Source organism: Shewanella mesophila, assembly GCF_019457515.1.
Lineage (GTDB): Bacteria > Pseudomonadota > Gammaproteobacteria > Enterobacterales > Shewanellaceae > Shewanella > Shewanella mesophila.
On record NZ_CP080421.1, the window covers coordinates 4,271,849 to 4,287,930 of the forward strand.

9 protein-coding genes and 2 rRNA genes are annotated in these 16,082 nt (G+C 47.5%); 3 read left to right on the top strand and 8 right to left on the bottom strand.

Annotated elements, in window-relative coordinates:
- Positions 1-46: 46 nt before the first annotated feature.
- The 3 genes from K0I73_RS18840 to ccoG form a co-directional block, all read right to left on the bottom strand.
- Positions 47-2,940: ribosomal RNA gene (locus tag K0I73_RS18840) — 23S ribosomal RNA — on the bottom strand.
- 349 nt (positions 2,941-3,289) lie between these two features.
- A 16S ribosomal RNA gene (locus tag K0I73_RS18845) occupies positions 3,290-4,832 on the bottom strand.
- Together the 16S and 23S rRNA genes form the textbook arrangement of a ribosomal RNA operon.
- Before the next feature lie 657 nt (positions 4,833-5,489).
- Entirely contained in the window at positions 5,490-6,917 is a 1,428-nt protein-coding gene (gene ccoG, locus K0I73_RS18850) for a cytochrome c oxidase accessory protein CcoG (RefSeq protein ID WP_220062534.1), read from the bottom strand.
- A gap of 89 nt (positions 6,918-7,006) precedes the next feature.
- Between ccoG and K0I73_RS18855 the strand changes: the two genes are divergently transcribed.
- From K0I73_RS18855 to K0I73_RS18865, 3 genes are all read left to right on the top strand, one after another.
- Positions 7,007-7,360 (top strand): hypothetical protein, encoded by a 354-nt coding sequence (locus tag K0I73_RS18855; protein WP_220062535.1) that lies wholly within the window; start codon positions 7,007-7,009, stop codon positions 7,358-7,360.
- Between the two features lie 129 nt (positions 7,361-7,489).
- Positions 7,490-8,392 carry a 1,4-dihydroxy-2-naphthoyl-CoA synthase gene (locus tag K0I73_RS18860; protein ID WP_220062536.1) on the top strand — a complete coding sequence of 301 codons (903 nt, stop codon included), beginning with the start codon at positions 7,490-7,492 and terminating at the stop codon, positions 8,390-8,392.
- A gap of 299 nt (positions 8,393-8,691) precedes the next feature.
- On the top strand, positions 8,692-8,883 hold the full coding sequence (locus K0I73_RS18865; protein ID WP_220062537.1) for a DUF2061 domain-containing protein: 192 nt from the start codon (positions 8,692-8,694) through the stop codon (positions 8,881-8,883).
- A gap of 21 nt (positions 8,884-8,904) precedes the next feature.
- Here the strand turns inward: K0I73_RS18865 and K0I73_RS18870 are convergent, their stop codons facing one another.
- The 5 genes from K0I73_RS18870 to cobA all read right to left on the bottom strand — a co-directional run bounded on the left by K0I73_RS18870 (position 8,905) and on the right by cobA (position 16,051).
- Positions 8,905-10,698: a bifunctional protein-serine/threonine kinase/phosphatase gene (locus tag K0I73_RS18870; RefSeq protein ID WP_258405241.1), complete on the bottom strand. Its 1,794-nt coding sequence runs from the start codon at positions 10,696-10,698 to the stop codon at positions 8,905-8,907.
- The gene (locus tag K0I73_RS18875; RefSeq protein WP_220062538.1) at positions 10,682-12,157 is read right to left on the bottom strand and encodes a NarK family nitrate/nitrite MFS transporter; all 1,476 of its coding nucleotides are present in this window, start codon (positions 12,155-12,157) and stop codon (positions 10,682-10,684) included. The genes K0I73_RS18870 and K0I73_RS18875 overlap by 17 nt, the downstream gene beginning before the upstream one ends.
- 113 nt (positions 12,158-12,270) lie before the next feature.
- Positions 12,271-12,633 (bottom strand): nitrite reductase small subunit NirD, encoded by a 363-nt coding sequence (nirD, locus tag K0I73_RS18880; RefSeq protein WP_258405242.1) that lies wholly within the window; start codon positions 12,631-12,633, stop codon positions 12,271-12,273.
- 12 nt (positions 12,634-12,645) lie between these two features.
- Complete coding sequence (gene nirB / locus K0I73_RS18885; RefSeq protein WP_220062539.1) at positions 12,646-15,180, bottom strand: nitrite reductase large subunit NirB; 2,535 nt, start codon at positions 15,178-15,180, stop codon at positions 12,646-12,648.
- 22 nt (positions 15,181-15,202) lie between these two features.
- Entirely contained in the window at positions 15,203-16,051 is an 849-nt protein-coding gene (gene cobA, locus K0I73_RS18890) for a uroporphyrinogen-III C-methyltransferase (RefSeq protein ID WP_220062540.1), read from the bottom strand.
- Positions 16,052-16,082: the final 31 nt, after the last annotated feature.

Sequence of the window (16,082 nt, forward strand, 5' to 3'; positions counted from 1 at the left end):
ATTCTTTCGCTAAGTATTCACTTAGTTAGAAACCCTTTTGGGTTGTATGGTTAAGCCTCACGGGTCATTAGTACAAGTTAGCTCAACGCCTCACAACGCTTACACACCTTGCCTATCAACGTAGTAGTCTCCTACGGCCCTTTAGAGAGCTTAAAGCTCTAGGGATGACTCATCTTAGGGCTCGCTTCCCGCTTAGATGCTTTCAGCGGTTATCGATTCCGAACGTAGCTACCGGGCAATGCCATTGGCATGACAACCCGAACACCAGCGGTTCGTCCACTCCGGTCCTCTCGTACTAGGAGCAGCTCCCTTCAATCATCCAACGCCCACGGCAGATAGGGACCGAACTGTCTCACGACGTTCTGAACCCAGCTCGCGTACCACTTTAAATGGCGAACAGCCATACCCTTGGGACCGACTTCAGCCCCAGGATGTGATGAGCCGACATCGAGGTGCCAAACACCGCCGTCGATATGAACTCTTGGGCGGTATCAGCCTGTTATCCCCGGAGTACCTTTTATCCGTTGAGCGATGGCCCTTCCATTCAGAACCACCGGATCACTATGACCTACTTTCGTACCTGCTCGACGTGTATGTCTCGCAGTTAAGCTGGCTTATGCCATTGCACTAACCGTACGATGTCCGACCGTACTTAGCCAACCTTCGTGCTCCTCCGTTACTCTTTGGGAGGAGACCGCCCCAGTCAAACTACCCACCAGGCACTGTCCTCAACCCCGATTCAGGGGCCAGAGTTAGAACATCAACACTACAAGGGTGGTATTTCAAGGTTGACTCCAACAAGACTGGCGTCTCATCTTCAAAGTCTCCCACCTATCCTACACATGTAGGGTCAATGTTCAGTGCCAAGCTATAGTAAAGGTTCACGGGGTCTTTCCGTCTAGCCGCGGGTATACGGCATCTTCACCGCAATTTCAACTTCACTGAGTCTCGGCTGGAGACAGCGTGGCCATCATTACGCCATTCGTGCAGGTCGGAACTTACCCGACAAGGAATTTCGCTACCTTAGGACCGTTATAGTTACGGCCGCCGTTTACCGGGGCTTCGATCATGAGCTTCTCCGAAGATAACCCAATCAATTAACCTTCCGGCACCGGGCAGGCGTCACACCGTATACTTCCTCTTGCGAGTTTGCACAGTGCTGTGTTTTTGATAAACAGTTGCAGCCACCTGGTATCTGCGACTCCCGTCAGCTTAAAGAGCAAGTCTCATCACCAACAGGAGCGTACCTTCTCCCGAAGTTACGGTACCATTTTGCCTAGTTCCTTCAGCCGAGTTCTCTCAAGCGCCTTGGTATTCTCTACCCAACCACCTGTGTCGGTTTGGGGTACGATTCCTGCTAACCTGAAGCTTAGAAGATTTTCCTGGAAGCATGGCATCAACTACTTCAGTTCCGTAGAACCTCGTCGTCAACTCTCAGTGTATGTGCACCCGGATTTGCCTAAGTGCACCACCTACTGCCTTAAACGCGGACAACCAACGCCGCGCTAGCCTAGCCTTCTCCGTCTCTCCATCGCAGTTAGCAAAAGTACAGGAATATTAACCTGTTTCCCATCGACTACGCCTTTCGGCCTCGCCTTAGGGGTCGACTCACCCTGCCCTGATTAACATTGGACAGGAACCCTTGGTCTTTCGGCGAGGGGGTTTTTCACCCCCTTTATCGTTACTCATGTCAGCATTCGCACTTCTGATACCTCCAGCGTGGGTTACCCCTTCACCTTCAACGGCTTACAGAACGCTCCTCTACCGCACTAGCGCAAGCGCTAGTACCCATAGCTTCGGTGTATTGCTTAGCCCCGTTAAATCTTCCGCGCAGGCCGACTCGACTAGTGAGCTATTACGCTTTCTTTAAATGATGGCTGCTTCTAAGCCAACATCCTAGCTGTCTAAGCCTTCCCACATCGTTTCCCACTTAGCAATAACTTTGGGACCTTAGCTGATGGTCTGGGTTGTTTCCCTTTTCACGACGGACGTTAGCACCCGCCGTGTGTCTCCCGAGTAGTACTCATTGGTATTCGGAGTTTGCAAAGGGTTGGTAAGTCGGGATGACCCCCTAGCCTTAACAGTGCTCTACCCCCAATGGTATTCGCTCGAGGCGCTACCTAAATAGCTTTCGAGGAGAACCAGATATCTCCCGGTTTGATTGGCCTTTCACCCCCAGCCACAAGTCATCACCGCATTTTTCAACATACGTGTGTTCGGTCCTCCAGTTGATGTTACTCAACCTTCAACCTGCCCATGGCTAGATCACCGGGTTTCGGGTCTACACCTTGCAACTAAACGCGCAGTTAACACTCGGTTTCCCTACGGCTCCGCTATTCGCTTAACCTCGCTACAAAATGTAAGTCGCTGACCCATTATACAAAAGGTACGCAGTCACGGTCTCAAGAACCGCTCCCACTGCTTGTACGTATACGGTTTCAGGTTCTATTTCACTCCCCTCACAGGGGTTCTTTTCGCCTTTCCCTCACGGTACTGGTTCACTATCGGTCAGTCAGGAGTATTTAGCCTTGGAGGATGGTCCCCCCATGTTCAGACAAGATGTCACGTGTCCCGTCCTACTCGTTTTCACGTAAAGTTAGTTTTCATGTACGGGGCTATCACCCTGTGCCGCTGTGCTTTCCAACACATTCCACTAACACCCTCTACGCTTAAGGGCTAATCCCCGTTCGCTCGCCGCTACTAGGGGAATCTCGGTTGATTTCTTTTCCTGAGGGTACTTAGATGTTTCAGTTCCCCTCGTTCGCCTCACAACACTATGTATTCATGTTGTGATACTAGCTTATGCTAGTGGGTTTCCCCATTCGGACATCGTTAGCTCAAATGCTTGTTACTAGCTCGCCAACGCTTTTCGCAAGTTACTACGTCCTTCATCGCCTCTGACTGCCAAGGCATCCACCGTATACGCTTAGTCACTTAACCATACAACCCAAATGAGTTTCACAAGGAAACAAACTTTATCAAGCGGGTAAGCTTGATGTTGTATCGCAACTAATGGTGTTTACTTTCGCCAAAAGAATACTCATGAATCATCATCCTAATTAAAGGGAATGATTCGGCACTTGATTTAAGTGTTTGAGAACTCAATTTTAATTTTCGCGTCAATGCTACAAATAATTACGTACAAGTACGTCATTATCCCTTTCACATTAACACTATCAGCTTTCCAAATTTTTAAAGAACAAGCATCGCCGTTAAGACGTGCCACCTGCTCTAACAAGAACAAGTTATCTGTGTGAACACTCAACAAACATTAAGTTAGTCGTATAGGTAAGGAGGTGATCCAGCCCCAGGTTCCCCTAGGGCTACCTTGTTACGACTTCACCCCAGTCATGAACCACACCGTGGTAAACGCCCTCCCGAAGGTTAAGCTATCTACTTCTGGTGCAGCCCACTCCCATGGTGTGACGGGCGGTGTGTACAAGGCCCGGGAACGTATTCACCGTGGCATTCTGATCCACGATTACTAGCGATTCCGACTTCATGGAGTCGAGTTGCAGACTCCAATCCGGACTACGACAAGCTTTGTGAGATTAGCTCCACCTCGCGGCTTTGCAACCCTCTGTACTTGCCATTGTAGCACGTGTGTAGCCCTACTCGTAAGGGCCATGATGACTTGACGTCGTCCCCACCTTCCTCCGGTTTATCACCGGCAGTCTCCCTAAAGTTCCCACCATTACGTGCTGGCAAATAAGGATAAGGGTTGCGCTCGTTGCGGGACTTAACCCAACATTTCACAACACGAGCTGACGACAGCCATGCAGCACCTGTCTCAGAGCTCCCGAAGGCACCAATCCATCTCTGGAAAGTTCTCTGGATGTCAAGAGTAGGTAAGGTTCTTCGCGTTGCATCGAATTAAACCACATGCTCCACCGCTTGTGCGGGCCCCCGTCAATTCATTTGAGTTTTAACCTTGCGGCCGTACTCCCCAGGCGGTCTACTTAATGCGTTAGCTTGAGAACCCAGTGTTCAAGACACCAAATTCCGAGTAGACATCGTTTACGGCGTGGACTACCAGGGTATCTAATCCTGTTTGCTCCCCACGCTTTCGTACATGAGCGTCAGTCTTTGTCCAGGGGGCCGCCTTCGCCACCGGTATTCCTTCAGATCTCTACGCATTTCACCGCTACACCTGAAATTCTACCCCCCTCTACAAGACTCTAGTCTGCCAGTTCGAAATGCAGTTCCCAGGTTGAGCCCGGGGCTTTCACATCTCGCTTAACAAACCGCCTGCGTACGCTTTACGCCCAGTAATTCCGATTAACGCTTGGACCCCTCGTATTACCGCGGCTGCTGGCACGAAGTTAGCCGGTCCTTCTTCTGCGAGTAACGTCACACCTAAACGCTATTAACGCTTAAGCTTTCCTCCTCGCTGAAAGTGCTTTACAACCCGAAGGCCTTCTTCACACACGCGGCATGGCTGCATCAGGCTTGCGCCCATTGTGCAATATTCCCCACTGCTGCCTCCCGTAGGAGTCTGGGCCGTGTCTCAGTCCCAGTGTGGCTGATCATCCTCTCAGAACAGCTAGGGATCGTCGCCTTGGTGAGCCATTACCTCACCAACTAGCTAATCCCACCTAGGTACATCCAATCGCAGAAGGCCCGAAGGTCCCCTCTTTTCCCCCGTAGGGCGTATGCGGTATTAGCAGTCGTTTCCAACTGTTATCCCCCTCGACTGGGCAGTTCCCTAGGCATTACTCACCCGTCCGCCGCTCGTCAGCAAATTAGCAAGCTAATTCCTGTTACCGCTCGACTTGCATGTGTTAGGCCTGCCGCCAGCGTTCAATCTGAGCCATGATCAAACTCTTCAATTAAAGTTTTGTTGAAGCTTAAAGCTTCGGCTCAATGAATTCTGATTCCACATTAAAGACTCGGAAGAATCTCTAACATGTTGTACATATTGCTATGAACACTCATCTTACATTGAGTAAAATTTTTGATTGCTTTACATCCGAAGACAGAAAAGCAATTTCGAATAACTCAACACCTGTGAGTGTCCACACAGATTTCTTGTTTCATCTTGTTAAAGAGCGTTGCTAACATGACGATTGACTCGCTCATTTAGCCGCCGCTGACGCTAGGTCGTTGGCTTAGGGATGCGTATTCTACACTTCCCGCTGTCGGCGTCAAGTGCTTATTTTAAGAAGTTTCCCAAGCGATGATTTGTTAACCACTGATGTGATAATCAATCAACACTGGAAGCCTACCGAAGCGCTTACCACCACATTCAAATCGCTTGCGATTTTGAATCCCTAACACCGCTGCAAGTCCCATACAATCTAGCTTGTCGCTAACTCGTTGGCCTGCTGTGCCGTGTCAGTGGATGCGCATTATAGGGAGTTCTCGGATGGGCGCAAGGGCTTTTTGGAAGAATATGACACTTTTACGTTTGAACGCACAGTTATCAAACGATACGTATAAAAAAGGGGCTAATTAGCCCCTTTAATCCCTATATACACCAACCTCTATAGTTATCTGCTGAAGAAACGCGACTCTTGCGTTGCCTCTAACTCAGAACCATCGACTATTGTTTTCACTTTAAAATCGACTTTAGTCATTGGACGCGACAACTCGACAGGATCTACCGCGACACTAATTGGCAGAGTTAGCACCTCACCACCTTCAATTGTGACAGTTTCTAATCCATACCATTTGTAATTAGGTAATCCTTCAACACTGAGCTGGTATTCATGCAGGGCTTCTGTCTTATTGAGGATCTTTAGGGTAAAGGTATTCTCAATCAAGCCCTGATCGTTTTCTCTAAAGAGTTGATTTCGATCTCGTATGATATCAACCCGCACTGGTGCGATGGTGGCACTGGCGTACACAAAGATGATTATCATCACCGCTAATACGGCACCATAACCCACAAGTTTAGGTCTAAGGACCGTTTCCTTTATACCTTCGAGCTTGTTCTCTGTGGTATAGGCAATAAGCCCTTTTTGATATCCCATACGTTCCATAGTGTTATCACAGGCATCAATACAAGCACCGCAGTTGATACACTCATATTGCAAGCCGTTACGAATATCAATTCCCGTTGGGCATACCTGAACACACAGATCACAATCAATACAATCACCGAGGCCTAACTCTTTTGGATCTTGTTTACGGGTTCTCGGGCCACGTTTTTCACCCCGTTTGCTGTCGTAACCGACTATATAGGTATTCTTGTCGAACATCGCCGCTTGGAAACGTGCATAAGGACACATGTGAATGCACATGATTTCACGCATCCAGCCAGCATTGCCATATGTGGCTATGGTAAATAGAGCGACCCAAAAATAGATGCCACCAGAGGCATTACCGCTAAATACATCAATATATACCTCACTAGTCGGTACAAAATAGGAGACAAATGTCATAGCAGTTAATAGAGATACTAATAACCAACAGAGATGTTTTGATGTTTTGCGCCATAGTTTATTAAAACTCCATGGCATCTGATCGAGTTTTATTCGCTTGTTGCGAGCACCTTCGAACTTTTCCTCAAACCAGATAAAGATAAAAGTCCATACGGTTTGAGGGCAGGTATAGCCACACCAGACACGACCAAGATAGGTAGTAACGAAAAATAGACCGAAAGCAGCTATCATTAATAGTGCTGCAAGCAAGGTAAGATCTTGAGGCCAGATAGTTAAACCAAATATGTGAAACTTCTGTTCACCTAGGTTAAACCATACAGCTTGTCTATTCCCCCAAGGTATCCAAGGCAGTATGAGGAAGAATAACATAGCTACCCAACCCAAACGGCGACGCAGCTGAGTCCAAAATCCTTCTATTGCTCTGACATAAATACGATTGCGGGGATTGAAGCGATCGGATTTATTTACGTCTGGCTGGTGAATTTTAATCCGCTCAGCCTTCGAATAATCCTTTTTATTTGATTTTGCGTTCATATTTAACAGCCTTACAGCTTTAATATTCCATAAAAACTGGCTTATTATACATTTTATATTACAAATTGTTCACCATGGTTGGATAAATAATGAAACGCTGGATTATTTTAGGAGCGGGTATAGGGTTACTCTATTACCTCGCGACCGAAACAGATAAGCTCGATGAGCCAATGGCTCAAACCGACGCGCTAATAACAAAGATTGAGCGCAAACTCGACTCGATGACAGGGACTAAGCTCATCAAAGCCGATAACCATATCTCTCAATTAAAGACAGAGATAGCCAACCGAATGACTAAAGTAGAGCTTGCGGCTTTAGATGGGATTTTAGAGTCAGAACACACAGTACTAGAGTTTAAGGATGAATATTGCGGTGATAATCCCAGTCGCTTTACGGCATTGAGTAAGGATAATCAAATATTCATCTGCGATAGATTAAGATAATCCCATCACTTGAAATATGAAAACTTCGCTCTTAATGCAGTTTTCATATCGATGATTGACCTATATAGCTAATGAGCCTAGCCTTTGCACATTCGTCTTAATTGAAAATGCAGACACAGAGTAATAACCATGACAGATAAAGTTTCTGATATTTTTGATCCTAACCTTTGGGATCGAGTCAGTGGATTTGAATTTGAAGATATCACCTATCATAGAGCCAAAGATCAGGGAACTGTCCGTATCGCTATCAATAGGCCTGATTGTCTTAATTCATTTAGGCCAAAAACCGTCGATGAACTCTATACCGCACTCGATCATGCGCGCCAATGGTCAGATGTCGGTTGTGTATTAATAACCGGAAATGGACCGTCGGCTAAAGGGCAATACTCATTTTGTGCTGGCGGTGATCAACGTATTCGCGGTAAGGATGGCTATAAATATGAGGGGGACGAGCAAGGCAAACCAGACGTCGCCCGTATGGGACGCTTACACATATTAGAAGTGCAACGTCTTATCCGTTTTATGCCAAAAGTCGTGATTGCCGTTGTCCCTGGCTGGGCTGTCGGTGGAGGTCATAGCCTGCACGTCGTATGCGATCTCACTCTTGCATCGAAAGAGCATGCCATATTTAAACAAACTGATCCCGATGTGGGTAGTTTCGATTCTGGTTACGGTAGCGCTTATCTCGCCAAGATGGTCGGTCAGAAGCGCGCCCGCGAAATATTCTTTTTAGGTTTTAACTACAGCGCCGATGAAGCGTTTGATATGGGCATGGTTAATCGCTCAATTCCTCACGCTGAACTTGAAACCGAAGCATTGAGTTGGGCCAAAGAGATCAACGCTAAATCGCCAACGGCTATGCGCATGTTGAAATACGGCTTTAACCTGCCGGATGATGGATTAGTCGGTCAGCAACTCTTTGCTGGCGAAGCCACTCGTCTGGCCTACGGTACCGATGAAGCCGTTGAAGGCCGCGATGCCTTCCTAGAAAAACGCGACCAGGACTTTTCCAAGTTCCCTTGGCATTATTAACCACAAATATGTTGCCTCAATAAGCTCACCTATAACAAAGCCGCATCACATCGGCTTTGTTATACCAATCAGTATAAGAAAGTGATCTACTCAGCGTATTTTTTGCAAACTAATTCAAGGTGAATGGATGATGGAATGGTTGTTCCCTTGTGAGGCCATTCCTATTGATTGGTATTAAATTGAATAATTACACACGTCAGCGGTCAATCTAGAAACTCTTTTAAGCCTATCGGCATTTACCTCTTTAAATTGCAAATGATAATAGTTATCATTTAAAAACACTAAAGAGGAGTTTCATCATGGCTAAAACATTCACTTTTGCAATACTGCATTTCAGCGTTGCCTTCACTATTACTTACCTACTAACTGGCAGTGTCGTTATTGGTGGTGCAATAGCCTTAATTGAACCCGCAGTAAATACGGTTGTGTTCTACTTTCATGACAAAGTATGGAAACAGATAGAGAGCCGTCAAGCACAGCTAATCGCTTAACACTCGAAAATTAACTAGTGATTACCCTAACAATAATAGCAGTATGATCACTACAGATTGCAGGCCACAGAGTAATTGCCAGAAACCAAGCGGATTTCGCTCTAGTAAGGGGACATAATGACTTCTCTCTATCACCGTCTTATTGGGTGTTTTTAGATCGAGCACCAGTTCAGACATAGACTGATAACGCTGCTTTTCATCCGGATGACACGCCTTTCTCAATACATGATCGAGCCACAAGGGAATATCTTGACGATGGCGTAGTGATGGCTGGTAATCCCAACGCCCCCCACTCCCCCTCAAATGCAACGACACAGCTTGTTTATAGGGAAGCTTAGTCGTCAATATCTCATAAATAATCACCCCAATAGAGAAAATATCCGATAGATGTGTTGCCTCACCACTCATGAGGTATTCAGGTGCAATATATCCCGCAGCGCCCAGAGGCACAACGTCACGGTATGATGATAACTCCTCTAAGCCTTCGGCTTGAGCGGCACCATAATCAATGAGCACTAAACGATTATCGGGCATCAACATAAAATTTTCTGGTTTTAGATCTCTATGAGTGACCCCTAAACGTTGCAGAGCCCTGACCGCGATAACCATGCCATCCACCATCATTCTCATTTGGGTCAAGTCTGGATTAGGGGTGTCATACATCCATTGGCGTAATGTTTGCCCTGGAATGTATTGGCATAGGTGATAGAGAAAATCGGAGTTATTGGGGTAAATACGCATCAAGGCACCATGCCGAGTTCGTTGCCCAACCCACTGTTCACGAATAAAACTCTGTAAAAAGTTGGCGTCATCTCGATAGTTTAACGACGGCACTTTCAACACGTAGCGTTCACCATCCTCCCGCTGTTTGACCAAATAGAGGTGACTACGAGTGCCACTATATAACACGCTCTCGACCTCAAATTGATCGATGCAGTGTCCCACCTGCATCACTGGCGGGATCACTTTATCGGCAAATAGAGCCGCCAACTCGTCAGTATCGGCAAAGGGCAACCCATCCACCCGCAGCAATAAACAGGTCAGGTTATCATCGCTTCCCTTTAATTGCGCCTGACCAAGCAAGGCGTCACCACAATCAGGCAAGCTGACATTTGCAACTAGCGCTTCAAACAACTCACTCATCGACAAAGAGTCGTGTACGCCATCTGTGGTTAACAGATAACTATCGCCCTTCTTCACCTCATGACATTGATAATCCACCTCTAGATGTTCATCCATCCCCAGTGCGCGAGTCAAAAAGCCCTTGTCACCGCTACGTTGATGACAATGATCTCGCGTCAGCTGCGTCAACTCACCAGCCCGATAACGATAAACACGGCTGTCACCAACATGAAACAGATGCAGACGATTAGATTTAAATATGACCCCGCTAAATGTGGAAATATAGCCATTATGGCGCAGATCAGAGTGCTGGCTGTGGTGATATAGCCATTGATTGAGCGAACTCAATACCCGAGTCGCCGACGACTTAACCCCCCAGCTGTCGGGCGTACTCAGGTAATCTTCAATAAACTGGGTCACACACAGCTGGCTGGCCTGCTGACCATTTTGGCTGCAACTTACCCCATCTGCCACGCAGGCAACAACCCCTTTATGAGTCAACTCCATTGATGACTCGCTATGATGCACCGCAAAGGCATCTTGATTTTGTTCACGAATACCTGCCGACGATACGCCGTAGAAACTCAACTTCAGGCTATTATCATCGTCACCATGCTTCATCGCATCGAGCAATGTTGTATCTAATGGGTTAGCGGTCATCATAATCACCTCTAGATTATCGGCTCGAGACATCAATCAATGTCACGCTGCCATCCTGATTCACTTCAGCCATCTGTCCCTTAGGCTCTTCCATCAACATCAAGGCAGCAAAGCCCACTACGGCAGTCGCAGCAATCACATAAAAGAAAGTGCTGTAATCGACAAACGATAGTACGGTTAAGTAACACACCGCCCCAACATTACCGTAAGCCCCAGTCATACCTGCGATTTGACCTGTCATGCGGCGCTTGATTAACGGTACCGTGGCGAACACAGCCCCCTCACCCGATTGCACAAAGAAGGAACATGCCATTGCCGCGGCAACCGCTATCCACACCGGCCATTCACTATTTACCTGACCCATAAGGAAATAGCCCGCTGCTAAGCCCGCAGTCAATATCAACAAAGTTGGCTTACGACCAAATTTGTCCGAGATCCACCCTCCACCAGGGCGCGACATTAAGTTCATAAAGGCGTAAGCCGATGCCACCATTCCCGCCATCACAGGCGTCAACTCAAAGGTTTCCGCAAAAAACAGCGGCAACATAGAGACCACAGCTAACTCAGAACCAAACGTCGCAAAATAAAGGATGTTCAGTACCGCCACTTGCTTAAACTTATATTGGTGAATCGCAGGCACTGGCCCATCAAAGACCTGTTTATTCACCTTCCACACCTGTGATAGCTCATAAAGATAGAGCAATACTAAGCCGGCATAGATCCCCAACACACTGTTAGCACTCAACATGCCCACACCCGATGGCGATAGTTTCCATGCTAATAACGCTAACGCCCCATACATAGGTAGCTTCATCAGTAGCAGCAAGAATAAATCGCCTTTGGATGTCACTTCCATTGCGGTCATGTTCTTAGGCTTAAAATAAGTCGCGCCCTTAGGCGTATCTTCGACATTTAGGTAAAACACTACCGAAAACAGTAGGCTCATTAAACCCGTTATTCCCATGGCATAGCGCCAGCCATCTTCACCACCAAACATGAGTGCAATCGTCGGTAAGGTAAACGCCGCAGCGGCGGAACCAAAGTTACCCCAACCACCATAGATCCCTTCGGCGGTTCCCAGTTCATTATGGGGAAACCATTCAGACACTAAACGAATACCCACCACAAATCCTGCGCCGATGAAACCCAACATAAAGCGGGCAATGGCCGCTTGAATGAAACTGTCGGCAACAGCAAAGGCAAAACAAGGCAGCGCGCAGATAGCCAATAAGGCGGAGTAGACGATGCGAGGGCCGAATCTGTCAGTTAACATACCTATCACCACCCGCGCCGGAATAGTAAAAGCCACATTGAGGATCAGTAGAGTCTTTATCTCTGCGGTCGTCAGCCCCAGTGATGCTTTCACCGATTGCAGTAATGGCGCAAAGTTAAACCACACCACAAAGGTAATAAAAAAGGCCATCCAACTCAGATGTAAAATCTTCATCTTTCCGCTGAAGCAAAATAGATTAAAGCGATTATCTGTACTCATGTTCACTCTCCTTTTGGGTGGTCTAAGCTTTTTAAGGCCGCAAGACTCCCTGCTACTGAGGCGTAGCATTTTTAAAGTTAATAAAACTTATTAAAATGTAGAGGGTTAATCTATTACCCTAGCGTATTCATACAGAGCTGAACCTCTGCCCCCTGCGTCCGCACTAAATAGGTGGTTAGCTGGTACTCTGGCGCTTGTAAACAGCTACCAGTATTGAGATCGAACTGATGCTTATACAGTGGAGAGGCCACAACGGGCGCCCCTTCAATTGAACCAATGATCCCCCGCGACAAGACATTTGCGCCCCCAACAGGATCGTAATTATCGATACCGTAGAATTGATTAGTTTGGCGACATCGAAACAGCGCAACCTGTCGTCCTTCGACTAAGGCGCACACCCCCGTACCTGGAACAATATCGTCCTGTAAGCAAACCGATATCCAGATGTCTCTCATCTTGCCAATGTCTATTCCCATCACTCGCACTCCCTATTCACAGATCGCTAAAATATCTATTTTGTCGCTCGGTCTTATTGGCATACGCTGTTCACGCTTCACCTCATAGGCCAAGTTGCTATCACCCACCTGACTATTAATGAAATGCTGGAAACGTTTGAGCTTTTCAGGGTTTTCTATAGTGGTTTTCCACTCACATTGGTATTGGGCAATGCTATGAGCCATTTCAGATTCTAACTCTTTCGCCAACCCCAACTTATCATCAATCACCACAGACTTGAGATACTCGATGCCGCCCTCGAGGTTTTCTATCCATACCGAGGTGCGTTGCAAGCGCTCGGCACTGCGGATATAGAACATCAGGAATCTGTCGATATAGCGGATCAGTGTTTGGTCATCGAGGCCGGATGCGAACAACTCGGCATGTCTTGGTCGCATGCCGCCATTACCACCTACATAAAGGTTCCAGCCATTTTCGGTGGCAATGATCCCCACATCTTTCGATTGCGCCTCGGCGCACTCGCGGGTGCAGCCAGATACGGCAAACTTCAACTTATGTGGTGAACGTAAGCCCTTGTAACGGTTTTCGATATCGATGGCGAAGCCCAAGCTGTCATTGACACCATAACGACACCAGCTATCACCCACACAAGATTTTACCGTGCGTACCGACTTGCCATAGGCATGGCCCGTTTCAAACCCGGCATCCACCAGCTTGCGCCAAATTAGCGGCAGCTCATGCAGTTGAGCGCCGAAGAGATCGATACGCTGACCACCAGTTATCTTGGTATAGAGGTCAAACTCTTTAGCGACTTCACCGAGTACAATTAGCTTATCAGGGGTAACTTCACCGCCCGCAATACGCGGCACTACAGAGTAGGTACCATCTTTTTGCATATTACCTAAGTAGATATCGTTGGTGTCTTGTAGGCCGATATGTTGGTCCTCCAGAACATAATCATTCCAAAAGGACGCGAGAATAGATCCTATCGTTGGCTTACAGATATCACAGCCGAGTCCGTGACCATGGCTGGCAAGCAACTCATCGAAACTCCTGATTTTTTTAATACGAACGATATCGACCAACTCTGGACGGGTATAAGCAAAATGCTCGCAGAGGCTATTATCAACCTCATGGCCTAACGCAGCCAATTCACAGTCCATCACTTGCTTAACCAAGGCACTGCAACCACCACAGCCTGTCGACGCCTTTGTGCAGGATTTTATCGCCCCCATATCTTTGGCACCACTGGCAACCGCCGCTACGATGTCACCCTTTGTCACATCAAAACAAGAACATAACTTGGCCGTGGCAGGCAAGGCCTCGACACCAATAGCATTGGCTTCGGCACCTTCGACATGAGGTAAAATGAGGGTAGAAGGATGATCGGGTAGCGGCATATCATTAAGCATCATCTGTAACAGCTGGCCATAGGCACTCACATCGCCAACCAAAACCGCCCCCAGCACTCGGTCTCCAGCAGCATTGACCACAAGACGTTTATAGACCTGCGCCACTTCGTCGTGAAAGGTATAAGACTGCGCCCCTTCTGACTGAGCATGCGCATCGCCAATACTGGCGACATCCAGACCTAAGAGCTTTAACTTAGTGCTCATATCTGCACCCATAAAGCGCTGCTCCGAGCCGCATAGATGAGAAGCGGCAACCGATGCCATGGCATAACCCGGCGCGACTAAACCGAATATGCGACCTTGCCACAGCGCACATTCGCCCACCGCATAAATATCGGCATCGCTGGTCTGGCAATGATCGTTAATCACTATGCCGCCGCGTTCACCCACCTCAAGATTAGCTAAACGCGCAAGTTCATCCTGAGGACGAATGCCCGCAGAAAACACGATCATGTCGGTTTCAAGGAATGATCCATCGGCAAAATTGAGTCGATAACGGCTCTGCTCACCCGCGACAATCTCAGTTGTCGCCTTTTCGGTGTGAACATAGACACCCAAATCTTCAATCTGATGTCTTAGCAAGCTCGCACCACCATCATCCAGCTGCACCGCCATCAATCGCGGTGCAAACTCAACGACATGGGTTTCTAACCCTAAGTGCTTTAGGGCATTAGCGGCTTCTAAGCCCAACAAACCGCCGCCAATTACCACGGCCTTCTCGCTATGACAACTCGATTCGGTGATAGCCTCAAGATCGGCGATGGTGCGATACACTAAACAGTGTTCCTGCTCGTGTCCGGGTATTGGAGGAACGAACGGATAAGAACCTGTTGCCAATACCAATTTATCATAATGGCAAAGCTCTCCATTGGCCAAGGTCACAGTATGGTCTGTTGAATTAATACCGATAACCTTAGTATCTAGCAGATAGTTGACCTTATGTTGTTGGTAGTAACTTTCATCGGTTAATGCTAAATCCTGCTCCGTTTTACCGCTGAAGTAGCTACTCAGCTGTACACGATCGTAGGCCAACCTTGGCTCTTCGGAGAATGTGGTTAATTGAAAATGCTCCGCTTGCTCACTCGCCAATATGTTGTCGATAAACTTGTGACCAACCATTCCGTTGCCCACGACTAATACAGATACTCTATCCATCTTGCTCTCCTTAGATAAAAGGCTAGGCACTTAAACGGGCCACGGTAAATTTGGCAGCGGGCGCTACCTGCTGTTGCTCAAACCAACTCAATTGCTCAGCAAGATCTACAACCTTACCAACCACAATTAAGGTGGGCGATTGAAGTTGATGCGCGGCGACTAAATTGGGTAAATCGGTGAGGACGCCACGAATGACGCGCTGCAGCTGGGAACAACCACGTTCGATCAGCGCAACCGGAGTGTTAGCCTCAAGGCCTGAGCCAATAAGCTCACTGGATATCAATCCAGCCTTACTGAGCCCCATGTAAAACACTAAGGTGTGATCTATCATGGCTAGCCCCTGCCAATTAATGCGTAAATCACTCTCGGCATGGGCGGTTACAAACGTACAACCTTGTGATACGCCGCGATGGGTAAGTGGAATGCCTGCATAAGTCGAACATCCAGATGCGGCAGTGATACCTGGAACGATTTCAACTTCAATACCCAAGGGCTTGAGCGAAAGCACCTCCTCTCCACCACGGCCAAAGATAAACGCATCCCCACCTTTCAAACGGCAGATATTTTTACCAAGCAACGCCTGCTCGATTAGGAGTTCATTTATCTTAGATTGCTCGACGCTATGCTTATTTTTGGCTTTACCTACATATAGGGCGGGTGTGGCAGAGGGAAACAGGGCACAGATCTCCTCACTGACTAATCTGTCATAGATGATGAGATCGGCATTTTGAATAATTCGCAGCGCTTTCACCGTTAGTAATTCAGCATCACCAGGTCCAGCCCCCACCAAGCTGACACGCCCAACTGCTTTAGGCTCTTTAAAACCGATATTGATAACACCTTGATCTGTATATGGATGTTTGTTGTTCATGGTATGAGCCTCTTTGCTTATCCCCTGCGTT